Source organism: Kitasatospora sp. NPDC034023, assembly GCF_055575795.1.
On record NZ_JBVIRY010000029.1, the window covers coordinates 57,030 to 81,525 of the forward strand.

The 24,496-nt window shown below is 75.4% G+C and carries 9 protein-coding genes (1 of these 9 running past the window's edge); 6 read left to right on the plus strand and 3 right to left on the minus strand.

Annotated elements, in window-relative coordinates; all coding sequences use genetic code 11:
* The 3 genes in view from ACZ52R_RS31440 to ACZ52R_RS31450 are tightly spaced (at most 58 nt apart) and all read right to left on the minus strand, a layout consistent with a single transcriptional unit that may run on beyond the window.
* Positions 1-482: the beginning of an amino acid adenylation domain-containing protein gene (locus ACZ52R_RS31440; RefSeq protein ID WP_465754558.1), read on the minus strand. 4,231 nt of this gene lie to the left of the window's left edge; the window shows 482 of its 4,713 coding nt (coding positions 1-482); its start codon is at positions 480-482; the stop codon falls past the left edge of the window.
* Positions 479-12,910, minus strand: coding sequence for an SDR family NAD(P)-dependent oxidoreductase (locus ACZ52R_RS31445; RefSeq protein ID WP_465754559.1), 12,432 nt, complete (start codon positions 12,908-12,910; stop codon positions 479-481). Before ACZ52R_RS31445 ends, ACZ52R_RS31440 begins: the two co-directional genes overlap by 4 nt.
* A gap of 58 nt (positions 12,911-12,968) precedes the next feature.
* A complete protein-coding gene (locus tag ACZ52R_RS31450; protein ID WP_465664394.1) occupies positions 12,969-18,899 on the minus strand; it encodes a beta-ketoacyl synthase N-terminal-like domain-containing protein in 5,931 nt (1,976 codons plus the stop codon).
* 763 nt (positions 18,900-19,662) lie between these two features.
* On the opposite strand from ACZ52R_RS31450, the gene ACZ52R_RS31455 reads away from it, so the two are divergent.
* The 6 genes from ACZ52R_RS31455 to ACZ52R_RS31480 all read left to right on the plus strand — a co-directional run bounded on the left by ACZ52R_RS31455 (position 19,663) and on the right by ACZ52R_RS31480 (position 24,464).
* Positions 19,663-20,421: a HipA family kinase gene (locus tag ACZ52R_RS31455; RefSeq protein WP_465624036.1), complete on the plus strand. Its 759-nt coding sequence runs from the start codon at positions 19,663-19,665 to the stop codon at positions 20,419-20,421.
* Positions 20,418-20,813: a DUF3037 domain-containing protein gene (locus tag ACZ52R_RS31460; protein ID WP_391492856.1), complete on the plus strand. Its 396-nt coding sequence runs from the start codon at positions 20,418-20,420 to the stop codon at positions 20,811-20,813. Before ACZ52R_RS31455 ends, ACZ52R_RS31460 begins: the two co-directional genes overlap by 4 nt.
* Positions 20,814-20,931: 118 nt before the next feature.
* Positions 20,932-21,675, plus strand: a complete 744-nt coding sequence (locus ACZ52R_RS31465; RefSeq protein ID WP_465624040.1) for a TetR/AcrR family transcriptional regulator — start codon at positions 20,932-20,934, stop codon at positions 21,673-21,675.
* Positions 21,672-23,375 carry an MFS transporter gene (locus ACZ52R_RS31470; RefSeq protein WP_465664393.1) on the plus strand — a complete coding sequence of 568 codons (1,704 nt, stop codon included), beginning with the start codon at positions 21,672-21,674 and terminating at the stop codon, positions 23,373-23,375. Before ACZ52R_RS31465 ends, ACZ52R_RS31470 begins: the two co-directional genes overlap by 4 nt.
* Before the next feature lie 142 nt (positions 23,376-23,517).
* Entirely contained in the window at positions 23,518-23,850 is a 333-nt protein-coding gene (locus ACZ52R_RS31475; protein WP_360493087.1) for a DUF6204 family protein, read from the plus strand.
* Between the two features lie 68 nt (positions 23,851-23,918).
* Positions 23,919-24,464: a DUF2087 domain-containing protein gene (locus tag ACZ52R_RS31480; RefSeq protein ID WP_360493090.1), complete on the plus strand. Its 546-nt coding sequence runs from the start codon at positions 23,919-23,921 to the stop codon at positions 24,462-24,464.
* Positions 24,465-24,496: the final 32 nt, after the last annotated feature.

A 24,496-nucleotide genomic window follows, 5' to 3' on the forward strand; every position in this document is an offset into this window, starting at 1 on the left:
GTGTTGACGCGGGCCGTGAACTCGCCGTCGGTCACGTGCCCGAGGTCCAGCCGGGGCACCTCGACCGGGCGGTCGGTGATCACCTGCACCGGGCCGGTGGCGTCCAGCCGGACGGCGATGCGCAGGTCCGGGTTGCGTTCCACCGCGGCGATCAGCGCCTCGGCGAGCCGGTCCGGGTCGACCTGCTCGCCGAGCCAGAGGCCGAGCGGGAGGTTGTAGGAGGTGGCGTCCGGCCGGCCCTCGTGGATGGCCCACAGCGCGGCCTGGCCGCGGGTGAGCGGATAGGGGTTCGGGTCGTACGCCGTCGGCGCGGGGACCGCGGCCGGGGCCGGTACGGGCGCCGTCGCGGCGGCCGGGGCGGCGGCGGCCGGGGCAGCGGCCGGGGCGGCCTCGACCAGGCTGCGCAGCAGCGGCCCCGCCACGTCCTCCGACACCTCGCCGGCGGCGATCGCCGCCAGCAGTTCGCGCAGTGCGGTGCTCATCGGCCCGCCCCTTCCTTCAGTGCGGCCAGCGCGGCGTCGACGCCGAGGCTGCCGTCGCGCAGGCCCGCCAGCAGCGCGGCGATGCCGTCCGACGGCGGCGCGGTCACGGGTGCCGCTGCGGTTACGGGTGCCGGTGCGGGTGTGGACGGCGGTGCGGTCACGGGTGCGGGTGCGGGTGCGGGTGCCGGTGCGGGCTGCTGCGACGCGGGCAACGGCCCGTAGGCCTCGAACACCGCCTGCGCCGCCGACCTGACGGTCTGCCGCACGGAGAACATGCGGGTCGGGATGTTCACGCCGTAGTCGGCGCCCAGGCGCCGGCTCAGTCGGCGCAGGCCCAGCGAGTCCACCCCCGCCTCGGACAGCGCCAGGTCCACGGTGAGCCGCTCGATCCGCATCCCCAGGTGCGCGGCCAGCAGGGCGCGCACGTGCTCGCGGACGGCGGCCTCCGGGTCACCGTCGGCCGGTGCCGGCCCGACCGGCGGGACCGCGGCGGGCGCGGCGGCCTCGGCGGGCGCGGGCACCACCGGTGCCGGAGCAGGCACCGGAGCAGGCGCCGGAGCGGGCGCGGCCACGGGTGCGGCCGCAGGTGCGGCCGCCGCCACCGGAGCCGGAGCGGGGGCCGGAGCCGCGACGGGCTCGGCCACGACGGGCTCGGCCGGCACGGGCCCGGCCGGCGCCACGGCGGCGCCCTCGGCCGCGATCAGCCCCGAGCCCGCGGCCTGCACCCGGTCGAACCGGTCGCCGGGGGTGAGCCAGTAGCTCTCCCGGGCGAACGGGTAGGTCGGCGCGGGCACCCGCCGGGGTGCCGCCCCCCGCCACAGCTGCGCCCAGTCGATCGGGGCGCCGCCGACCCAGAGCCGGGCCACCTTGTCCAGCCGGCCGGCGTCCACGACGGCCCGCAGGTAGTGGAGCCCCTCCGCCCCCTCCAGCAGGAGCGACGTGGTGGCGTCCCGGCCGCTTCCGGTGAACACCCGCTGCTCGGTGCCGTCGGCCAGCCAGGCCTCCAGGACCGCCGCGAGCGAGGACGGCGAGTCGGCGACGACGGCGAGGCGCTCGGCGTACTCCTCCCGCCCGCTCTGCAGGGTGTGGGCGAGCGCGGCCGGGTCCACGTCCTCGTGGCGCCGGGCCCACCGGGCGAGGTTCCCGGCGTAATCGCGCAGCCGCTCGGCGTCCCGCGCCGACAGGACGAACAGCTGGTCGCCGGCGGGCCCGGCGACCGGCGCCTCGCGGTACTCCTCGACCACCGCGTGGACGTTGACCCCGCCCAGCCCGAAGGCGCTCACCCCCGCACGCAGCGGGGCCTCGGCCCCGGTAGCGGTGCGCACCGGCAGCCAGGGCTCGCGCTCGCGCACCACCCGCAGCGGGCTGTTCTCCAGCCGCAGGTGCGGGTTGAGGGTTTCGAGGTGCACGTTGCCCGGGATCTCCCGGTGGCGCATCGAGAGCAGCGCCTTGATCAGGCCGGTGACGCCCGCGGCCGCCTCCAGGTGGCCGGTGCTGGGCTTCGCCGACCCCAGCGCGACGTGCGGCTCGGTCCACTGGGCGCCGTGGTCGGCGTACAGCCGGGTGAAGGCCGTCTTCAGGCCCTCGACCTCGATCGGGTCGCCGAGTTCGGTGCCGGTGCCGTGCGTCTCGACGTAGGTGACCGTCCGGGGGTCCACTCCGGCACGGCGGTGGGCCGCGACCACGCAGGCGGCCTGCGCGTCCGGGTTGGGCGCGGTCAGCGAGTTGGTGCGGCCGCCGTGGTTGACCGCGCTGCCGCGCAGGACGCCGTGGATGACGTCGCCGTCGCGCACCGCCGCGTCGAGGCGCTTGAGCACCACCATGCCGACGCCCTCGGCCCGGGCGATGCCGTTGGCCCGCGCGTCGAAGGTGCGGCAGCGGCCGTCCGGGCTCAGCATCTCGCCCAGGCTCATGTCGACGAACAGCGTCGGCGAGGCGATGACGTTCACGCCGCCGGCCAGCGCGACCTCGCACTCGCCCTGCCGGATCGCCTCGGCCGCCTTGTGGACGGCGAGCAGCGAGGACGAGCAGGCGGTGTCGACGGGCTCGCTGGGGCCGCGGAGGTTCAGCAGGTAGGACACCCGGTTGGACAGGATCGCGTGGGCCCGGCCGGCCGAGTTGTAGCCGTCGAGCGGGACGCCGAGGGCGTGCTGCAGCTCGAAGTAGTCGTAGGTGCTGCTCCCGATGAAGACGCCGGTGTCCGTGCCGGACAGCGCGGACGGCCGGATGCCCGCGTTCTCGATCGCGCTCCAGGTGGCCTCCAGGACGAGCCGGTGCTGCGGGTCCATCGCGACGGCCTCGGTCGGCGAGATGCCGAAGAACCGCGCGTCGAACAGGTCGACCCGGCGCATGAACCCGCCCCACCGGACGTTGGTGCGGAACTCGCCCGGCTCGGGCTCGCCGTCGATGCGGCGCCAGTCCCAGCGGTCCGCCGGGATCTCGCGGACGAGGTCGTCGCCCGCCACCAGGTGCTCCCAGAACTCGTCCAGGTCGTCGGACTCCGGCAGCACCCCGGCCATGCCGACGATCGCGACGCCGTCGAGCGCGGCCGCGACCGGCGCCGGGGCGCTCGTCGGCACGGCGGCGGCGGTGGTGGGCTCGGCGACCACGGTCGGCGCGGCGACCGGCGCGGCGACCGACGCGGCCACGGCGGTGGGCGCGGCGGCTACCGGCACGGCGGGCGTGGCCACGGGCGCGACCGGCGCGACCGGCGCGACGACCATGGCGGGCGCGGCGACGGCGGCCGGCACGGCGACCAGCGCGGCCATGAACGCGGCCACCGGCGCCGCCAGCGGCGCTGCCGCGGCCGCGGCCACCGCGGGATCCTGCGCGAGGATGGCCTGGCCGTGGTCACGGAGGATCTTGGCCACCAGGTCCTCGACGGTGGCGACCCCGAAGAAGGATGCCGGGGTCACGTCGAGGTCCCAGCGGGTGTTCACCTGGTGGCTGAGCCTGGTGTACATGATCGAGTCGAAGCCGTAGCGGCTGAGCTGCTCGTCCGCGGCGAGCTCACCGGGCAGGACCCCGGCCACCTCCTGGACGAGCGCCAGCAGTTCGCCCGCCACGGCGGCCTGCCAGGCATCGTCGGCCGCGCCGGCGCCCTGTTCCCGGTCCGTCCCGGCCGCCGGGGCGGCGGTGCCCGCGAGGAGGTCTTCCGTGCCCGCGACTGCCACCTGAACCTCCTGTCGGCCGAGCACCGGGCTCGGCGCCTCGAATCCCGCCTGCGGCGCGAGCGGTCGGACTCCTGCCGCAGCGGTGCCGGCCGCGGCCGGGGTCACCGGAACGGCCTCGGCCTCGGCCGGGGCGGTGGTCCCGGGCACGGCCGCCTCGGCGGACGGCTCGTGCTCGCCGACCCAGCACCGCCGGCGCTCGAACGGATAGGTGGGCAGCGCCACCAGCACGCCGCCGTCCGGCCACTCCACCGGCTCCCCGGCGACCCAGCGGTCGGCCGGGGCCGTGCCACCGGGCCGGGCCAGCGCGGGGTGGTCCGCTCCCTCGGCCGCGGCGGCGAGCGCGGCGGCGAGGGTCCGGCGGTCGGCGGCGGTGACGGCCAGTCGCTCGGCCATCGCGTCGCGGCCGTGCTGCAGCGTGTGGGCCGCGTCCGCCAGGTCGGCGATCCGGTCCAGGCCGTCGCGCAGGGCGGCGGCGTAGCGGCGCAGCGCCTGCGGCGTGCGCGCCGACAGCGGGAAGACCCAGGGGCCGGCCGGACGCCGCGGCGCCGGGCCCGGCTGCGCCTCCTCCAGCACGACGTGGGCGTTGACCCCGCCGTAGCCGAAGGAGCTGACGCCCGCGCGGCGCGGGTGGTCGGCCGGGCGCGGCCAGGCGGTCGCCGACCGCACCAGGTGGAACGGGCTCCCGTCGAACCGCAGGTGCGGGTTGGGCTCGGTGAGGCCGGCCACCGGCGGCAGCACGCCGTGCTCCATCGCCAACAGCACCTTGATCACCCCGGCGGCGCCGGCGGCGGACTCCAGGTGGCCGGCGTTGGCCTTCACCGCGCCGACCCCGCAGTGGGGCTCGGCCGGCTGGGGAAGGCCCCGGCCACGGCGCAGTTCGTCGAAGGCCATCCGCAGGCCGTTGATCTCGACCGGGTCGCCGAGTTCGGTGCCGGTGCCGTGGGTCTCCAGGTAGCCGATCGTGGTCGGGTCGACGTCCGCGCGCTCGTGCGCCCGGACGATCATCGCCGCCTGGGCGGCCGGGTTGGGCGCGGTCAGCGAGCGGGCCCGGCCGCCGTGGTTGACGGCGCTGCCCCGCAGCCAGGCCCGGACGGTGTGCCGGCGCGCCCGGTCGGCGCTGGTCAGCACGACCAGGCCGAAGCCCTCGCTGCGGACGAAGCCGTCCGCGTCCGCGTCGAAGGAGCGGCACCGCCCGGTGGGGCTGAGCATGCCGGTGCTGCTCAGCAGCACGTGGTTGTGCGGCGTCAGGATGAGGTTGATGCCACCGGCCACCGCGATGTCGCACTCCCCCGACCGGATCGCCTCGGCGGCCCGGTGGATCGCGACCAGGGAGCTGGAGCAGCCGGTGTTGACCGGCTCGCTCGGCCCGTGCAGGTCGAGCAGGTAGGAGACGCGGTTGACCAGGATGGAGTGGGTGGTGGCGGTGGCGGCGTGGGCGTCGACCGGGTGGCCTGCGGCCTGCCGGATCTCGTCGTAGTCGTTCGACCCGGCGCCGATGAACAGGCCGACGTCGGATCCGGCGAGCGTGCCGGGTGCCAGGCCGGCGTCCTCCAGCGCCGTCCACACCCCCTGCAGCACCAGTCGCTGCTGCGGGTCCATCCCGGCGGCCTCGTGCGGCGAGATGCCGAAGAACAGCGGGTCGAACATGTCGACGTCGTGGACGAATCCGCCGCGCCGGGCGTGCACGCCCTCCGGGAGGGTGCGCCAGTCCCAGCGGTCGGCCGGCACCTCGCCGATGAGGTCGTCGCCGGCCGCGAGGTGACGCCAGAAGTCGTCCAGGTCCCGGCTGCCGGGCATCCGCCCGGACAGGCCGATGATCGCGATCGGGCCCGGGCCGGCGGGGCGGGCGGCGTCCCGCGGGGCCGGGACGGCGGGCTCGGCGGCCGGCTCCGGTCGGTGTTCGACCGCGGTGTTCCCGGCCGGCGCGGTGTTCCCGGCCGGCCCGGCGTACCGGGTGCGCAGCCGGTCCCCGTGGTCGCGGACCAGGCGCTCGGCCAGGGCGCGCAGGGTGGCCGTCTCGTAGAACAGCGCGGGGGTCACGTCGAAGCCGAACTCGTCGTTCAGCCGGGTGGCGAGCAGGCTGTAGCTGACGGAGTCGAAGCCGTAGTCCCCGATCGCCCGGTCGAGGTCCAGCTCCTCGCGCGGGATGCCCGAGGCGTCGGAGGTGAGCACCAGCAGCTCGTCGGTGAACGCGGCGGCGGGGTCGTACCCGGTCGGGGCGGTGGCGGTGCCGGCGGCCGCCGTGGCGGTGGCGCCGGCCGGCGCGGCGACGCCGTCCTGGGCGGTGCCGGGCGCCGCCGTGGCGACGACGACGTGCTGGAAGTTGCGGCCGGTCTCCGCGGTGCCCGGCAGCGCGGCCACCGGGCCGTAGCCGGCCCCGGTGAGCAGCGCCGTCCAGCCCGGCACGTCCAGCAGCGGCGAGCCGGGCAGGCGCAGCGCGGTGTCGTGGTGCGTCCACCAGCCGTCGAACAGGCCGTAGGTGACGGTCCCGCACAGGGTGACCGTCGTCAGCTCGTTGAGCAGCAGCTCGCCCCCGGTGCGCAGCACGGCGCGCAGGTGGCGGACGGCGCGGCCCAGGTCGGAGGTGGCGTGCAGGACGTTCGCGCCGACCACCAGGTCGAAGCCGCCCGCGGGGAACCCCTGGGTGACCGGGTCGGTGTCCAGGTCGAGGCGCTTGAACCGGGTGAACGGGTGGCGTCCGCCGAACTCCCGCCGGCCGTGCGCGAGGAAGGTGACGGACAGGTCGGTGTACCAGTACTCCACCCGGTCGCCGTACCGGTCCAGCGCGCGGAGCAGGCCGGCGGAGGTGCCGCCGGTGCCCGAGCCGACCTCCAGGACGCGGACCGTCCCGCCGGCCGGCAGCTCGGCCGCCCGCCGCTCGACGTGCGCCATGAGGCGGTCCGTCAGCAGGTCGTTGTAGAGGTCGCTGATCGGGTTGCCCCGGTAGATGCCCTCCATCAGCGAGGTGCCGGAGGAGGGGAACAGCAGCTCGGTGGCGAGGAGTTCGCCGCGCAGCAGTTCGCCGTAGTGCGCCAGGCAGTGCGCGAGCAGCCGGACGAACACCGCGTGCTCGGGGTGCTCGGCGGCGAGGTCCTCCAGCTGCCGCAGGTGTCCGTCGGCCCGGGCCGCGGCCAGGGCGCCCGGCACCGGCCGGTGGCGCCCGTCGCGGAGCTCGACCAGGCCCTCCTCGATGATCATGGTCAGCAGGGTGCGCAGCAGCCGGTCGTAGCGGGGGACGACCCCCACCCGGCGGGCGACCTCGTCGGCATCCGGGTCGGAGCCGTGCCACGCGCCGAGGTCGTCGAGGACGGCGAGCAGGGCGCCGCTCGCGATCGTCGTCATGCGGCGGTCGAGGGCGTGGAAGTCGTCCACCACCCGGCGGTCTCCGGCGGTCAGTGGGCGGCCGGTGGGCACCATCTGCGTCGTCTCCGTTCTCGCTGCTCCCATCCGATCGCGCAGGGCTGCGCTGCCGGGTACCACGACGACCTGGGGCGCCGGCTGTCCGAGGGCCCGGGCGAGCGCGGCGAAGCCGCTCCCGGGCTCGATGGACGCGAAGCCGGCGGCGGTCAGACGGTCGCGGTGGGTGTCGTCGGCCACTGCTCCGACGGTGCCCCAGTAGCCCCAGTCGACGGCCCGCACCGGGTACGGCAGGCGGGCGTCGAGGGCGTGGGCGTAGGCGTCCAGGAAGGTCGATCCGGCCGCGTAGTTGGCCAGGCCGGGGTCGCCCAGGAAGGACTGCGCGGACGAGAAGAACACCAGGAAGTCGAGGTGCCGTCCGCGCAGGGCGTCGACCAGGACCGCCGCGACGCCGGACTTGGCGGCCAGGCTCTCGGTCAGGTCGGTGTCCGAGAGGTGGTGGGTCAGCCGGTCGCGGCGGACCAGGGCGGCGTGCAGGACGCCGTGCACCGGCCCCGCCTCGTCGAGGAGGGCCGCCACCCGGCGGGCGTCGGTCGCGTCGGCCCGGACGTAGCGGATGCCGTCCCCGAGCCCGTCGGCCGGCCGTTCGCTGCGGCCGACCAGCACGACCCGCGCGTCCCACTCGGCGACCAGCCGGCGGGCGAGCGCCAGGCCGATCCCCTGCGCGCCGCCGACGACCAGGTACCGGCCGCCGCGGCGCAGCGGGACGGCTCCGCCGCCCGCCGGGGCGGGGCGCAGCACCTGGGTGTGGCAGACCGTGCCGGTGTAGGCGAGGCGGGTGCCCCGGGGGGCCGGTGCCACCAGGGCGGCGGACGGGTGGGCCGGGTCGAGGTCGACGGTCGCGACCGACCAGCCGCGGTGCTCGTTCTCCAGCACCCGGGCGAAGCCGACGACCCCGGCGGCGTACGGGTCGGTGACACCGCGCCCGGGGGCGGCGGCGGCACCGGCGGTGACGATCACCCAGTCGAGCTCCCGGATCCGGGACCACTCCCGCGCGTACCGGGCCAGGGCCCGGACGCCGGACGCCTCGGCCCGGGCGACCCGGTCCACCTCGTTCGGGGCGGCCTCCGTCGCGCCGGTCAGGACGTAGACCAGGCGCGGCCTGGCCGTCACCTGGCCACCCAACTCGACGACCAGGGCACCCTCATGACGGTCCGCCAGCTCGGCCGCCAGGCCCGCCCGGGAGGGGGCGTGCAGCACCACGACCGGGCCGTCGGGGGTCGGTCGCCCGGCGGGGACCGCGCACGGCTCCCAGACCGGGAGGTCCATCGGGACGTCCGCGGCGGCCTGCGCGGGGACGTCCGCCGGGAGCGCCACCGGGGCCGGGGCCGCCGCCGGGCGGGTGGCCGGGGCGGCCGGGGTGTTGTCGACCCAGCAGCGGACCCGCGCGAACGGGTAGCCGGGAAGCCGCACCTTGCGCGGCTTGCGGTCCCGGTGCAGCGCCCGCCAGTCGGGGGCGGCGCCGGCCACCCAGGCCCGGGCCAGCTCGTGCGGGTCGAGGGAGTCCGGGGCGGTGACGCCGCCCGGTCCGGCGGCGGTGCCCCGATAGCAGTTGGCCGGCGCCGAGCCGTTCAGGTAGGCCTGGAGGGCGGAGCGGAGTTCGTCCGGCCCGGAGACGACCACGGCGAGCCGCTCGGCCATGGCCTCCCGCCCGGTCTGCGTGGTGTAGGCGAGGTCCGCCAGCGGGACGCCGGCTCCGGTGCCGGCCGGCACGGCCGCGGCGAGGTCGGCCAGCGTCGAGCGCGCGTCGACGTGCGGGGTCCGGCCGGGGAAGCGCTCGCCGAGGGTCAGCGCCAGCCGGCGCAGGTCCTCCGCGTCCAGGCCGAGTTCGTCGAGGGCGGTGTCCGGGTCGGCGCCCGCCAGCCCGGCCAGCTCCGCCACCTCGGCGGTCCGGTCGGCGCCCGGCAGGTCGGTGTAGCGGTACGCCAGTTCGCGCAGCGCCTCCTCCGTGCGGGCGGAGAGCAGGACGGCCTGCGGCCCGCAGAGGCCGGTGTCCGGTCCGGGCGGCTCCGGGAACTCCTCGACGACGACATGGGCGTTGGCCCCGCCCGCGCCGAACGCGCTCAGTCCGGCCCGGCGCGGGGTGCCGACCCCGGCCGGCCACGGCTCGGCCCGGCGCTGCACGTTCAGCCCGACGGAGTCCCAGTCGATGGCGGGGTTCGCCGGGTCGGCGTGCAGGGAGGGCGCGAGGGTGCGGTGGCGCAGCTGAAGGAGGATCTTGGTCAGGCCGGCGATCCCGGCCGCGGACTCCAGGTGGCCGATCGACGACTTCACGGACCCGATCCGGGTCGTCGTCCCGCCGAAGACCCGGTCCAGGGCGGAGATCTCGATCGGGTCGCCGAGCGAGGTCCCGGTGCCGTGCGCCTCGACGTAGCCGATCGAGGCCGGGTCGACGTTCGCCCGCGCGAGCGCCCGGCGCACCACGTCGGCCTGGGCGGCCGGGTTGGGCACGAAGAAGCCGCCCGCCCGCCCGCCGTGGTTGACGGCGCTGCCCTTGATCACGCCGAGGACGCGGTCGCCGTCCTCCAGCGCGCGGGCCAGCGGCTTGAGCACGACGACGCCGACGCCCTCGCCGGGCACGTAGCCGTCCCCTCCGTTGCCGAAGGCCCGGCAGCGTCCGTCGGAGGAGACGAAGCCGACCTGGCTGAGGTGCAGGTACTTGTACGGGTGGACGATCGCGTTCACGCCGCCGGCGAGCGCCACCTCGCACTCCCCGGAGCGCAGGCTCTCGCACGCCAGGTGCAGCGCGGTGAGGGACGACGAGCACATGGTGTCGAGCGCGAGGCTGGGCCCGCGCAGGTCGAGGAAGTAGGAGACCCGGTTGGCAACGGCCGAGGCGAAGGACGTCGGCAGCACCGGCAGCCGCTCCTCGGCGCCCAGGCCGAGCATCTGGTACTGGGTGAACATCACCCCGGCGAAGACGCCCACCGGGCGCCCGGCGACGTCCGCGCGGGTGAGGCCGGCGTCCTCCAGGGCGTGCCAGGAGGTCTGCAGGAACAGCCGCTCCTGCGGGTCCATGCCCTCGGCCTCGCGCGGCGTGATCCGGAAGAAGCCGGGGTCGAACTCGTCGATGCCGTCGAGGAAGCCGCCCCACTTGCTGGTCGACCGACCGGGGGCGCGCTGCGGCTCGTAGAAGCCGTCCGGCCCCCAGCGGTCCTTGGGGATCTCGGTGACGCAGTCGCGTCCGGTCCGCAGGTTGGTCCAGAACCGGTCGAGGTCCTCGGCCATGGGGTAGCGGCCGGCGACGCCGATCACCGCGATGTCCCCGGTCGGGTCGGGCGCGGCCTCCTCGGCCCAGGCCGGCTCGGTCACCGCGGCGACGTCTGCGGGGGCGTCGGCGGCGATGTCGGCGGGGGCCAGGGCCAGCGCCTCACGGGCGCGCTCGGGGTCGCCGTGCAGCACCACGACCTCCGCGCCGGTGAGCGACAGCGCCCGCTCGAACACGGCCAGGCCCTCCGCAGTCGGCAGCGGGACCTGCCCCTGCCGGCGGAACAGCGCACGCGCCGCGTCGTCGGTGCGCATCCCTCCCTCGGCCCACAGCGGCCAGCCGAAGGAGACCAGCCCGTGCTCGCGGGCGTAGGCGTCCTGGAAGGCGCTGGCCGCGGCGTAGTCCACCTGCCCGACGTTCCCGGCGACGCCCGTCACCGAGGAGAACAGCGCGAAGAAGTCGAGGCTCAGATGACGGGTCGCCCGGTGGAGCAGCACCGTGCCGCGCACCTTGGGTGCCAGCACCGCGGCGAGGTCCACGGCGGACTTTCCGGGCAGCATGGCGTCCCGCAGCACCCCGGCCGCGTGCACGACGCCGTCCAGCCGGCCGTGCCGGTCGAGGATGTCGGCGACCAGGGCCGTTACGTCGGCGGGCACCGTCACGTCGGCGCGGACGAACCGGCCGGCGACCGGCTCCGCCGGGGGCGTCCGCCCGGCCAGCACGGCCGTGGCACCCCGCTCGGCCAGCAGCGCGGCGAGTTCCCGGCCGATGCCGCCCGCGCCGCCGGTGACCAGGTAGACGCCGCCGGGGCGGATCCGCTGCCCGGCGTCGAGCGGCGTGTCGCGGTAGCGGCGCACCTCGCGGCGCCCCCGGGAGTGCCGCACCCAGGTCTCGGCTCCGTTGCCGAACTCCGCGAGCAGGGCCCGCGGGTCGGCGTCGCCGTCGCACTCGACGGCGGTCACGGCGAGCTTGGGCTGCTCCAGGCGGACGGTCCGGGCCAGCCCCGCCACCGCGGCCGCGACCGGCCCCGGCCCGGCGTGCACCACGGACACCGGTTGCGGCGCGAGCGCCTGCACCAGGGCGAGCAGCTCGCGGCAGGCCGTCTCGACGGCCTCCGGGAGGTCGTCGGCGGGCGCGGCCAGGTGCAGCACCCGCTCGGGCGCGGTGCCGAGCTCGGCCAGGAGCCGCCGGAGGTCGCCGGCCTCGTCGGCGCGGAGCTCGTACGCGTCGGGCCCCAGCCGGCGGAAGGCCGCGCCGCGCCGGACGGTGATCTGCCCGGGGTGAACCCGGAGGTCGCCGATCACCAGCAGCGGGCCCTGCTCCGGCGCGGCCGGGCGGGGCGCCGACTGCCAGACGCCGGTCAGGCAGTGCGTGCGGGCGGGGGCGTCGGGCTCCGGCTCGTCCACCGCGGGGGCGGCCGGGGCGCGCCGGTCGGCGGGCAGCAGGCCGAGCAGGTGGGCGGCGACCGCGTCGACCGTGGGGTACTCGAACAGCAGGGTCGGGTACAGCGAGATGTCCCACCGCTCCTCGAAGGCGCGGACCAGCGAGAGCAGGTGGGTCGAGTCCAGCCCGAGGTCGTAGAAGCCGAGGTCGCCGTCGACCGCCAGGGCGGGATCCCCGGCGGCCTGGCGGACCAGCCCGGCGACCTCCGCCCGGAGGTCGCCCAGCCCGTCACCGGCGGCCGCCGGGGCGGACGGAGCGGACCGGACGGGCGGGGCGGAGGGGGCGGAGGGGGCGGAGGGGGCCGGCAGGGCTTCCGGCGCGGCGGCCACCGGCTCCGCGGCCACCGTGGTGAGCCGGGTGATCGACGCCGTGGAGCGGATCCGCTTGAAGGTGAGGCCGGTGAACCGGGCGGCGGGCGCGCCAGAGCCGTCGTACAGGTCGATGTCGGCCTTCACCACGTCGGCGCCGGCCGCCACCCGGGTGAACCGCAGGTCCACCGTGCAGGCCTCGCCGAGCGGACGGACCGCCCGGAACCCGCCGATGTGCAGCGGGATCAGCGGGCGCCCGTCGGCGTCCTCGCCCGCGAAGGCGAGCGCGTACGCCTGCATGGTGGAGCCGTCGAGCAGGGCGGGGTGGAGCAGGAAGTCCTCGGCCGTGGCGCGGGCCTCCTCGCCGAGCGCGATCTCGGACCGGACCCGGTCCGCCGAGGCCCGCAGGGTGCCGGTGACCCGCATGAACGCCCGGTGCTCGATGCCCGCCGAACGCCCGGTCGCGTACACCTCGGCGACGTCGCGCGCGGCGCCGGCCGGCGCCGGGTCGGGCGCGCCGGTGAGCGGCGGCAGGTCGGTGTGCAGGGTGGCGTGCAGGTGGGTGGTCACGGTGTCGTCGACCGGGCCGCCGTCGTGGGTGCGCCGGCTGGTCGCCGTCACCCGGTAGACGCCGCCGTCGGGTTCGGCCTCGACGGTCAGCTCCCGGTCGAAGGCCTCGGTGGTCACCACGGGCTCGACGAACAGCACGTCGCTCAGGCCGGTGCGCTCCAGCGGGAAGTCGTGTGCCGCGAGCAGCCGTTGGACGATGTCGAGGAACGTCACTCCCGGCAGGGTGCGCACCCCGTGCACACGGTGGTCGTCGACGATCGGGTTGTCCCTGTTCAGGTGTAAGGCACAGCGTACGGACCGTCGGTCCACGTGTTCTCTCCTGGTGATCGGCGGTTCGGCTCGGCGGGCGGCGGGCGGGCGCGCCGGATTAGGTGAGCGTCAGGTCGAGCCGGGCAGACCTGCGCGGGGCCGGGGTGGTCACGGCGGCGGCGGGCCGGTGCCAGAACCGGCGGCGACGGTAGGCGGGGGGCGGCAGCGGGGGGCGCCCGGGCTCTCCGGGCGTGCCGGCGCCGAGGACGGCGTGGGCGTTGGTCCCGCCGAAGCCGAAGGCGCTCACCGCGACCCGGCTTCCGGCGGGCAGGTCCGCGACCTCGGTCACCGGGAAGAACGGCGACTCGGCGAAGGCGAACCGCGGGTTCGGGCGGTGGCAGTGCAGGGTGGGCACGAGCGTGCCGTGCCGCAGGGTCTGCACGGCCTTGATGAACCCGGCGACGCCGGCGGCGCTGAGCAGGTGTCCCATCGAGCTCTTGATGCTGCCGATCCCGCAGTAGCCGCGGTCCTGGGTGTGGGCGCGGTGGACGGCGGTGAGCGCCTGGAGCTCGATCGGGTCACCGATCATCGTGCCGGTGCCGTGGGCCTCGACGTACCCGATCGTCCGGGCGTCGATTCCGCCGCGGGTGAGCACGTCGGAGACCAGGGAGCGCTGGGCGCGGCCGTTCGGTGTGGTGTACCCCATCGTCCGGCCGTCGTTGTTGACGCCCGAGGACTCCAGCACCGCGAGCACCCGGTCGCCGTCGCGCAGCGCGTCGTCCAGCCGCTTCAGCAGCACCATCCCGGCGCCCTCGCCGGGCACCAGCCCGTCGGCGGACTCGTCGAAGGTGCGGCAGCGGCCGCTGGGGGACAGCGCCTTGCCGGCGCTGAGCATGAGGTACGGCTCCTCGTCGAAGAGGAGGTCGACCCCGCCGGCCAGGGCCATCGACGACTCGCCCGAGGCCAGGCTCTGGGCCGCCAGGTGGATGCTCACCAGCGAGGACGAACAGGCGCTGTCGACCACGAGGTTGGGGCCGGTGAGGTCGAGGAAGTGCGAGACGTGCGCGGCCACGAAGTTCTGGTTCACGCCGACGATGTACTCGCGCTTCGGCGGCTGGAGGTGCAGGCGGTGGTTGCCGGTGCGGGCGCCCACGAACACGCCGACCGGACGCCCGCGCAGCTCGGCGTCGGTGTACCCGGCGTCCCGGACGGCCTCCACCGAGACCTCGAGGGTCTTGCGCACCAGCGGGTCCAGGTGCCGTGCGGTCTCGTCGTCGAAACCGAAGTAGCCGGGGTCGAACAGGTCGGCGTCGTCGAGGAACCCGCCCCACTTGCTCTGGCTGCGCCCGTGGCCGCCGTCCGGGTGGTAGAGCCCGGTGGTGTCCCAGCGGTCGGCCGGGACGTCGGTGACGAGGTCACGGCCGGCCAGCAGGGCCTGCCAGAGCCCGTCCGGGTCGCTCGCGCCGGGCAGGCGGCAGCCCATGCCGATCACGGCGATGGGCGTCGGACGCCCGGTGGCCGCAGCGGGAACGGGTGCGGCAGCGACAGCGGGAGCGGGGGCGAGCGCGAGGGTCGCGCTCGGGGCGGCAGCGGCGGGTGACGGAGCGACAGCGGCGGGAGCGGCGGCCGGAGCGCCGAGGGCGGCGGCGAGCCCGCCGAGGGTCGGGTGCTCCTGCAGCAGGCTCGGGTCGACCACGTCGCCGAGCTCGGCTTCGAGCGCCCGCACCAGTTCGGCCATCAGCAGCGAGTCCACGCCGACGTCGCCGAGCGTCGTGTCGGGCCCCAGCAGCGCGGGGTCGACCCTGGTCGTCCGGGCCACGACGGCGAACAGCCAGCCGAGGTCCGGCGCGGCCGCAGGGGCCGCCGGGGTGACCGGCGTGGCCTGGGCCGGCTGCGCGGGGGCGGCCGGCTGCGGCGCCAGGTACAGCTCCGCCGTGGCCACCGACGAGCGCTCCACGAGGCACGGCAGCAGCACCGCCCCGTCGGGCACCCGCAGGGCGAGGTCGAACAGCCGCAGCGCGTCCGTCCCGTCCACGTCGGGGACGCCGAGCGCGGCGCTGGCACTGGTGCGGTCGGCCCCCATCCCCACCTCGCGCCACAGCGGCCAGCGCAGCGAGCGCACCACCCAGCCGGGCTCGTCGGCCCGGGCCTCGGCGAAGTCGTCGAGCGCGGTGTTCGCCGCCGCGTAGTCCAGGTAGCCCGCCGCCAGCCGCGGCGAGGCGGCCGCCACCGAGGAGAACAGCACCAGGAGCTTCGGCGGCTGCCCGCCGAAGGCGGACCGGAGCACCCGCAGTCCGTCGGTCTTGGGCCGCAGCACCCGGGCGATCTCCTCGGCCCCGCGGGCCAGGAAGGAGGTCGGACGGTCCATCACGCCGGCGCAGTGGAAGGCGGCGACGATCTCCCCGGACTGCTTCCTGACCTGGCCGAACAGCCGGCGCAGCCGGGCCGCGTCGTCGAGCGCGTCGGTGCGCACGGTCAGCGTCACCCCGCGCTCGACCAGCGCGGTCAGCGCGGTGAGCCGGGCGCGCAGCACCGGGTCGGTGGCCGGGTCCGCGAGCAGGGACGCCCACCGGTTGCGGGCGGGCATCCGGGAGCGGCCGAGCAGCACGAGGTGCCGGGCGCCGCGGTCGGCCAGGTGGGCCGCCAGGCGCAGGCCGATCCCGCCGAGGCCGCCGGTGATCACCGTCGCGCCGCGGTCCAGCCCGGTGAGCGGGTCGGCGCCGGTGGCGGCCGGGGCGAACCCGGCCACCGGGCGGCGGCGCCGGCCGCCGGTGTGGCGCAGCTCGGTCTCGCGGTCGACCGCGGCCGTCTCGGTGGCCAGGGCGGCGGCGAGGGCGTCGTCGTCGCCGTCCACCCGGACGGTCCGTGAGTGGACGGCCGGGAACTCGCCGGACAGGGCCCGGTAGAACCCGGCGAGGACGGACCGCTCGGCGCCGCTCACGTGGACGCAGCGCAGTCCGGACCGGGTGTTGGCGGCGAGTACCTGCTGGAGCAGCGCGATCCGTTCGGTCACCCGGGTGCCGGGCTCGCTCCAGTCGACCAGGTCGACGATCCCGGCCAGGCCCGCCGGGTCGGTCAGCGGCTCCCCCGGGACGTGCACGACGGCCTGCTCGCCGAGCACCCGGCGGGCGAGCTCCCGGTCGGCGGTCACCGCCAGGAGGCGACCGGCGGGGACGGTCGGCGGGGCGGGCGCGTCCTCCCAGGTGGTGGTGAGGAACTCGGCGCCGGCCGTGGGCGCCACCCAGTGCCGGTCGCGGCTGAACGGGTAGGTCGGCAGCGAGACCGGCGGGGCGTCCGGGGTGGTCGACTCCCGCTCCGCGGCGGGCTCGCGGTCGAAGACGGTGGCGAGCCCCTCGGCGAGTCCGGCGAGGTCGGTGGCCTCCACGGCGACGCGGTGCGCCAGGGCGGCACGCCCGGTGCGCATCGTCCGGGCGATGGAGGCGAGCGGCGGGGCGTCCGGCGAGCGCACCACGGCGAGCAGCGCGGCCACGGCGGCGCGCAGCGCCTGCGGGGTGCGGGCCGAGACGGGGACGACCACCGGGCCGTCGAGCGGCCGGTCGGCCGGCGCCGCGGGGGCCTCCTCCAGCACGACGTGCGCGTTGGTGCCGCCCATGCCGAAGGAGCTGACGCCGGCCCGGCGGGGGCCGCCGCCGGTCGGCTCCTCCCAGGGGCCGCGCTCCCGCTGGAGCCGCAGCGGGGAACCCTCGACCTTGATCATCCGGTTCGGCCGGGTGATGTTGCGGGTGGCCGGAATCGTGCGGTGGCGCATGGCCAGGATCACCTTGATCATGCCCGCGATCCCGGCGGCGGCCTCCAGGTGGCCGATGTTGGTCTTGAGCGAGCCGACGCCGCAGTGCGGCCGCTCCGGGCCCGGGTGACCCCAGGCGTCGTAGAGGCGCTCGAACGCGGCGACCATCCCGGAGACCTCGATCGGGTCGCCGAGGCGCGTGCCGGTGCCGTGCGCCTCCAGGTAGCCGATCGTCGCCGGGTCGACGCCCGCCTCGGTGTGCGCGGCGACCAGCAGGTCGGCCTGGGCCTCCGGGTTGGGCGCGGTGAAGGACTGGGCCTGTCCGCCGTGGTTGACGGCCACGCCGCGGATCACCGCGTGCACGCGGTCCCCGTCGGCCAGGGCCCGGTCCAGCGGCTTGAGCAGCAGGGCGCACACGCCCTCGCCCCGGACGTAGCCGTCCGCGTCGTCGTCGAAGGTGTGGCAGCGGCCGCGCGGGCTCAGCACGCCGGTGCGCTGGTAGGCGTTCTGCCGGGCCGGGTCGCACAGCACGTTGACGCCGCCGACGAAGGCCTGGTCGCACTCGCCGGCGCGCAGCGCGGCGACGGCCTGGGCGACGGCGACCAGGGAGGAGGAGCAGAGGGTGTCCACGGCGACGCTGGGGCCGCGCAGCCCGAGGGCGTACGAGACGCGGTTGGCCACCAGGGACGGCGACACGGCGACGCTCAGGTGCGGTTCGTCGCGGCCGGCGTGCTCGGCGAGGACGGCGGCGTAGTCCGAGTGGCAGACGCCCGCGTAGACGCCGGTGCGGGTGCCGGCCAGTGCGGTCGGGTCCCAGCCGGCGTCCTCGGCGGTGGCCCAGGCGGTTTCCAGGAGCAGCCGCTGCTGGGGGTCCATCAGCGCCGCCTCGCGCGGGCTGATGCCGAAGAACTCGTGGTCGAAGCGGCGGATGTCGTCGAGCAGGGCCGCCCTGCCCACCACGTCGGGGTGGGCGGCGGTGTCCCACCGGTCGAGCGGGATGTCGCGGACGGCGTCCACGTCCCGGCCGAGCAGGTCCCACAGCTCGGTGACGCTCTCCGCGCCGGGGAACCGGCCGGCCATGCCGACCACGGCGATCGGCGCCGACGGGTCGCGGGGCGCGGTGGTCACCGGGCCGGTCGCGGCCGCCGGTCGCTCGCCGCGCAGCACGCGGGCCATGGCGGCGGCCGTGAACGCCTGGAACATGGTGCTGGGGTCGAGTTCGAGCCCGAGGTCGTCCTCGGCCCGGGCGGCGAGCTCCGACAGCGCCAGGCTGTCCAGCCCGAACGGGCGCAGGTCGTCCTCGGCGGTCAGCGAGCCGGCGGGCCGGGCGAGCACGTCCTCCAGCAGCGGCAGGAGGTCGGCCTCCAGGTCGTCGGGGACGGACGCGGCGGGCGCCGGAGCCGGAGCCGGGGCCGGCGCCGGCGCCGGTGCGGCGGTCCCGGTCCAGGCCGTCCCGCCGTCCCAGAGGCCGGCGAAGACACCGGGGTGGACGAGGCGCTTGACGGTCTCGATCCGGGCGAGCGGCCGGCCGTCGCGTTCCCGAAGCAGGGTCGAGGTGAGCACGGCGCGGTGGTCCGACTCGAAGCGGCACTCGTCCAGCCGGTAGCGCACCGAGTCCTCGATGCCGCAGTTGCCCAGGTAGAGGATGTCCCGGCTGAGGGTGCAGGCCTCGACGGCCCACTCCCCTCCCGGCGCGAGCGACTGCAGGTACTTGCGCTCGCCCCGGTCGTTGATGTGCGGGTACGAGGCGAAGTAGAGCAGTCCGGCCGCGTTGACGTCGGCGAACGGGTTGAGCTCGTAGGTGTCCTGGAACAACCCGGGGCCGGCACCGGGGCCGAGCCCGTTCCTGGCGCGGAACTCGGCCTGGAACTCCAGGTGTTCGGCGGTCGGCTGGGCCACCGGCGCCCGCCCCGGGTTGCGCGGGGCGCCGGGCGAGAGCCAGTTGCCCGCGCCCCTGCGGACGAAGGAGGTGAGCAGCCGGGCCTCGACGTGCGAGGTGGCGGTGGCGAACCGGACGTCGCTGACGAAGGCCTGGTCGTCCAGCCTGGCGAGGGTGCCGTCGAGCTGCCCCCGGTCGTGCTCGGCGAAGAACCGCAGGGAGTCGGCGGCGGTGAGCCGGACCCGGACGAAGGCGGGCAGCAGTCTGGTGCCGTCGCCGTCCGCCAGGTCGGCGACCTTGCTGCCGAAGTGATTGCCGATCAGCTCCCAGTGGAGGTCGCCGGCCTCGCGCAGCAGCCAGTTCTCCGACAGTCCGCCGACGGACAGCGAGGGGAGCCCCAGGACGACCGACCGGCTCAGCACGCCGGCCTCCCGGTGGCCGGGACGGGCGGCAGGAGGGGGTCCGGCTCCGTACCGCCGACTCCCACCTCCGGACATGCGCATGACATCTCTCGGCAGCGCCGGTTCACCACATCCCCCGTCCCTGATGTGTCGTCGCGCGGGCTCCGAGGCTGCGCGGCAAACCGCCCGCGCACGATTCGTGGAACCCGTCGAAGAAGAACAGTCGGCGGCTGTAGAGGCGTATCGCGCCTCCCACGTCCCCGTGGTCTCGCCCCCCCGACGCCGATCATCATGAACGATCATGTCCACGACCCGCAAGGGGTGTCAGTTCGTTCACGACGGGAGTCGTCGGCGACGCGCCCGCACGCCACGCCGAACGGACACCCGTTCGACAGGTGGACCGGACAAGGCCTTCCCCACATCGGCGGATTTCATTCCGGTTATTTCGATCTTTCTCCATCAGGGCCCCCACCAGGCGTTTCTGATGGCTGACCAGCTGATGCACGGTCATTTCACCCCGCCTTACGACCGATCGCGGTGTCGGTCGGAACGGATCACCCGGCCACCGTCGTCGGAGGGGTCCGTCCGGCCCTGCCCGGAGATCGGCCGAAAACCATCGACGGGGACAACAATCCAGCCACGCCCGCCGGCTCGGGAATTCACCGGGGAACGGGTCGGCCGGTCGGCCGCCGCGACCGCGAACTCCCGGGCCGACGGCGAGGATTCGGCCGGCGCTTTGGAGCACACCACCGCCCCCAGTAGGGTGCCCAGCATGTTACGGAACGTGAAAGGCACGCAGTATGTGACCGCCCTGCGCGAGGGCGGCTCACTACCCGGCATCGTCGAGGCCGACAACGACGGCACCTATGTGGTCAAGTTCAGGGGGGCCGGTCAGGGCAGCGCGGCCCTGGTCGCGGAGGTCGTGTGCGGCGAGCTCGGACGGCGCCTGGGCATCCGGGTTCCCGAGCTGGTCCTCCTCGACATAGACCCCGAACTGGCCCGCCGCGAGGCGGACCAGGAGGTCCAGGCCCTGTTGCTGGCGAGCACCGGCCAGAACCTGGGCATGGACTTCCTGCCCGGCTCGGTGAACTACGACGGCATCAAGTGGCAGCCGCCAGCCGAGGAGGCCGCCCGGATCTACTGGCTGGACGCGCTGACGGCCAACGTGGACCGCACCTGGTCCAACCCCAACCTGCTGATCTGGCACCGGCAGTTGTGGGCGATCGACCACGGCGCCGCGCTGATCTTCCAGCACTCGTGGCCGGCCGTGGACGCCTGGGCCAACCGCAAGTACCCGATGGACTCGCACGTCCTGAGCGAGCCGGTGTCCGAGGTCTCCGACGCGAAGCTCCGGGACCTGGACGCAGAACTGGCGGCCCTGGTGACCCGCGAGACCGTCGAGGAGGTCGTCGGGATGGTGCCCGACCACTTCCTCCTGGGCATGAACTCCGCGAACGGCCTCGAACCCGACGTGCTGCGGGAGCGCTACTGCGACTACCTCACGGCCCGTTGCGCCGGCGAGCGCGGCTGGTGGCCGGCATGAGCACTGAGACGACCCCGTCCATCGGATTCGACTACGCGCTGCTGTACGCCGTTCCCCGCGTCGACCGCGGCGAGCGGATCAACGTCGGCGCGCTGCTGTACTGCAAGGAGGCCGACTACCTCGGCGCCGCGATCCACCTCGACGAGGCGCGGCTGCGCGCCCTCGACCCCGAGGTCGACGTCGTGGCCGTCGCGGGGGCCCTGGAGGCGATCCGCGCGATCTGCACCGGCGACCGGGCCGCCGGCCCCGCCGCCGGCGGCACCGCCCGGACCCGCTTCGGCTGGCTCACCGCGCCGCGCAGCGCGATCGTCCAGCCCAGCCCGGTGCACGGCGGCATCACCGCCGACCCGGCCGCGGAACTGGACCGGCTGATGCGCCGTTTCGTGCACTGACCTCGGGATTCGCCCCACCGGTCGCCCTCGGGCTGCCGTCGCCTCCCCCGGGAGGCGACGGCAGCCCTTCGTCGTTCCGGAATCCATTTCAGATACAGAGCCGTATTGGGATACAGTCTTGTATCCGACGGCGCATCAGGAGGCGATCACCATCACCAGGCGGCTCACCCGGCAGCAGAGCCGGGAACTCACCCGCGAGCAGCTGCTGCAGGCCGCGGCCGAACTCTTCGCCGAGCACGGTGTCAGCGGCACCTCGGTCGAACAGATCGTCGAGCGCGCCGGCTACACCCGCGGCGCGTTCTACGGCAACTTCGAGGGCAAGCACGAGCTCGTCCTGGCCCTGCTGGAGCAGCGCACCCAGCGCGAGCTCGAGGAGATACAGGAGCTCAGCCGCGACGCCGGGTCGTTCGACGACCTGATGGACCACATGCGCTCCTGGTACCGCCGGCGCGACGAGACCCTCGGCAGCTGGCTCGCCCTGCGCACCGAGCTCTGGCTCTACGGCCTGCGCGACCCGAAGCTCCTGCCGGTGCTCGCCGACCGCGAGCGGCGTTCGCGCGCCGCGCTCGCCCAGGCGCTGGAACAGGGCTTCGCCGACCGCTCGGTGGCCCCCCCGGCCCCGGTCGAGTTCCTGGCCCTCGTCGTGCACTCGTTGGGCGACGGACTGTCCATCCAGCGCGTGATCTCCCCCGAGGACAGCGACATCGACACCGTCGCGAACGCCATCGAACTGCTGATGCGCTCGTGGAGCGCGCTCGCCCGGAACCCCGCGCCCGCCAACGAAGCCTCCCGCCCGTCCCCCGGGCGTCCGACCGACAAGGGCCGGACGCCACCGATCGAGAAGCCGGAGAAGAACCCATGAGCAGCAAGGCTGGGCAGGCGGCGCAGCCGACCGCCGAACCGCCTGTCGCCTCCGACGCCCCCGCGCCGGACCCGAAGCGGTGGCTCGCGCTGGCCGTCCTGCTGGTCGCCACCTTCATGGACCTGCTGGACGTCAACATCGTCACCGTGGCGATCCCGACCATCCAGGGCGACCTCGGCGCGTCGGCCGTCGTCGTCCAGGCGGTGACCGCCGGCTACACCCTGGCGTTCGCGGCCATCCTGATCACCGGTGGCAGGCTCGGCGACATCTTCGGCCGCAAGCGGATGTTCATGACCGGCGTCGCCGGGTTCGTGGTGTCCTCCGCCCTCTGCGCGGCCGCGCAGAACTCCGAGATGCTGGTCGTCGCCCGCATCCTCCAGGGCATGACCGCCGCGATCATGGTTCCGCAGGTCCTGGCGGTCATCCACGTCACCTTCGACCCGAAGGAGATCGGCCGCGTCGTCAGCCTGTACGCGGGCATGATCGGCCTGGCCATCGTCGCCGCCCCGATCCTCGGCGGCGCCCTGGTCGACTGGAGCCCGTTCGACCTCGGATGGCGCGCCATCTTCGTGGTCAACCTGCCGGTCGGCATCGCCGCCCTGGTCGGGGCCTCGAAGTGGATGAGGGAGTCGAAGTCCCCGCACGCGATGCGGCTGGACCTGATCGGCATGCTGCTCGCGATCGTCGGCCTGCTCCTGCTGATGCTGCCGCTCATGCTCGGCCGTGAGCTCGACTGGCCCGCCTGGAGCATCACCTGCCTGTTCGGCGCCGCGCCCGTCCTCGTCGGCTTCGTCTTCTACGAGCGGTACAAGACCCGCAAGGACGGGTCCCCGCTGGTGATCCTCTCGCTGTTCCAGGTCCGCGCGTTCGGCGCCGGCGTCGCGGCGCAGATGCTCTTCAGCGCCGTGCCGGCGGGCTTCTTCCTCAGCTGGACGCTCTACCTCCAGGGCGGCCTGGGCTGGTCGGCGCTGCACACCGGTCTGACCGCGATCCCGTTCTCGCTCGGGGTCCCGATCGTCGGCACCATCGCGGTGCGCACGCTCTACCCCCGGTACGGCCGGTACACCCTGGTGGCGGGCGCCGTGGCGATGATGCTCGGCGTCGGCTCCTACGCCTGGGTCGCGAACCACGCCGGGGACGGCATCACCTCCTGGCACGCCGTCCCGTCCATGCTCCTGCTCGGCTCCGGCATGGGTCTGCTGATGGCCCCGCTGACCGGTCTGATCCTGCGCGAGGTCAAGCCGCAGGAGGCCGGCGCGGCGTCCGGCATCATCAACGCGACCGGCCAGCTCGGCGCGGCCCTCGGCGTGGCGATCATCGGCGGTGTCTTCTTCTCCGCCCTGGCGAGCAACGCGGGCCCGCAGGCCGACAAGGTCATCCCGACCGTCCAGGCGGTGGCACCGGCCCAGGCCGGGGCGATCCGCGCCTGCGCGACCGACTCGCTCGGCCAGCCCGACCTGACCAAGGTGCCCGAGAGCTGCACCACGCTGCTCGCGAGCAGCTCGGGCAGCAGCCAGGACGCCGGTTCCGGCGCCGACGCCAAGACGGTCGGCAGCACCCTGAACGAGATCCGCTCCAAGACCTTCATCGCCACCTACAGCGAGGCGCTGTACTGGGCGGCCGGCGGTCTGGTGCTGGTCACCGGCCTGCTGTTCCTGCTGCCGCACCGGACCCACCGGCCGGAGAAGCAGCAGGCGTGAGCCTCGGCGACCGAAGGGGTGTTCGCCCCCGACTGCTAGGCTGACCTGCTGCCCTGTCACCGACTGACGCGCAATCAACTCCACCGCGCGGGCCCGTGGAACGCGGGCCGGTGACCGAACCCACACCTGGAGAAGCACAGTTATGAGCGGTACGACCTACCAGGTCATCACCCACGGCAAGTTCGCCGAGCTCACGGACGAACAGCGGGCTTCCCTGGTCGCCCAGGCCGGCGAGCACGACCTGTTCAAGGCCCGGTTCACCGAGGAGGGCACCGTCACGTACGAGCCCGCCCTGCTCACCTTCACGTTCCGCGTCCTCATCCCGGCGACCGACGACGACACCGAGGACCTCGTGCTGGGCCAGGCCGAGGAGCTGGCCGCGGCCGCCATCCACAAGCTCGGGGGCACCTACCGGGACCTCCGGTCGGTCTCCACCGACCTGTCCAAGATCAAGGTCAAGCGCAAGGGCCGCTGACCCCCGGATGGGAACCGGCCCGTGCCGGGCGCACGGGCCGGCAGGCTTCGGAAAGGATGCGTTCTCTCATGACACCCGAACAACTCGCCATCGACCTGGGCGATCCGGTTCTGCGCCGGGTGTTCTCGGCGCTCGCCCTCGGCGCGACGACCTCCTCGGAGATCCTCTCCGCCTCGGGGCTCGCCGCACCGCAGGCCGCCAAGGCCATCGGACAGCTGGTCCGCAGCGGGCTGCTCGTCCAGGGCCGCGGCTCGCTGGCCCTGGACGAGGCCTCCCTCGCCGAGGCCGCGGAGACCGCCGCCCGGCGGGTGGCCGAGGAGATGGCGGCCGACCAGCCCGACCCGCAGCTGCGCGGGCACATCCGCGGCGGCATCCTGGTCGACGTGCCGGAGCAGGACGACGCGAGGCTCGCGGTGCTCGGGCACATCGCCGGGAGCACCTTCGCCGCCGGCGACGACTACGACGAGCGCGCGGTGACCGACCGCCTGCAGCCCTGGTGCGAGGGTGGCGTGCTGGACGCCGTCTCGCTGCGGCGCGCCCTCGTCGACGACGGGCTGCTGGCCCGTGAGTCCAACCGCTACCGGCTCGCCGCCCCCGTGGGCAGCGCCGGATGAAGACCGGCGGAAGGCCCCGCACCCGGAACGCG

Excerpts from the sequence above, each read along its gene's own strand:
- ACZ52R_RS31460 (WP_391492856.1), top strand. The coding sequence starts at position 20,418 with ATGAGCACTGAGACGACCCCGTCCATCGGATTCGACTACGCGCTGCTG.
- ACZ52R_RS31470 (WP_465664393.1), top strand. The coding sequence starts at position 21,672 with ATGAGCAGCAAGGCTGGGCAGGCGGCGCAGCCGACCGCCGAACCGCCT.
- ACZ52R_RS31475 (WP_360493087.1), top strand. The coding sequence starts at position 23,518 with ATGAGCGGTACGACCTACCAGGTCATCACCCACGGCAAGTTCGCCGAG.
- ACZ52R_RS31480 (WP_360493090.1), top strand. The coding sequence starts at position 23,919 with ATGACACCCGAACAACTCGCCATCGACCTGGGCGATCCGGTTCTGCGC.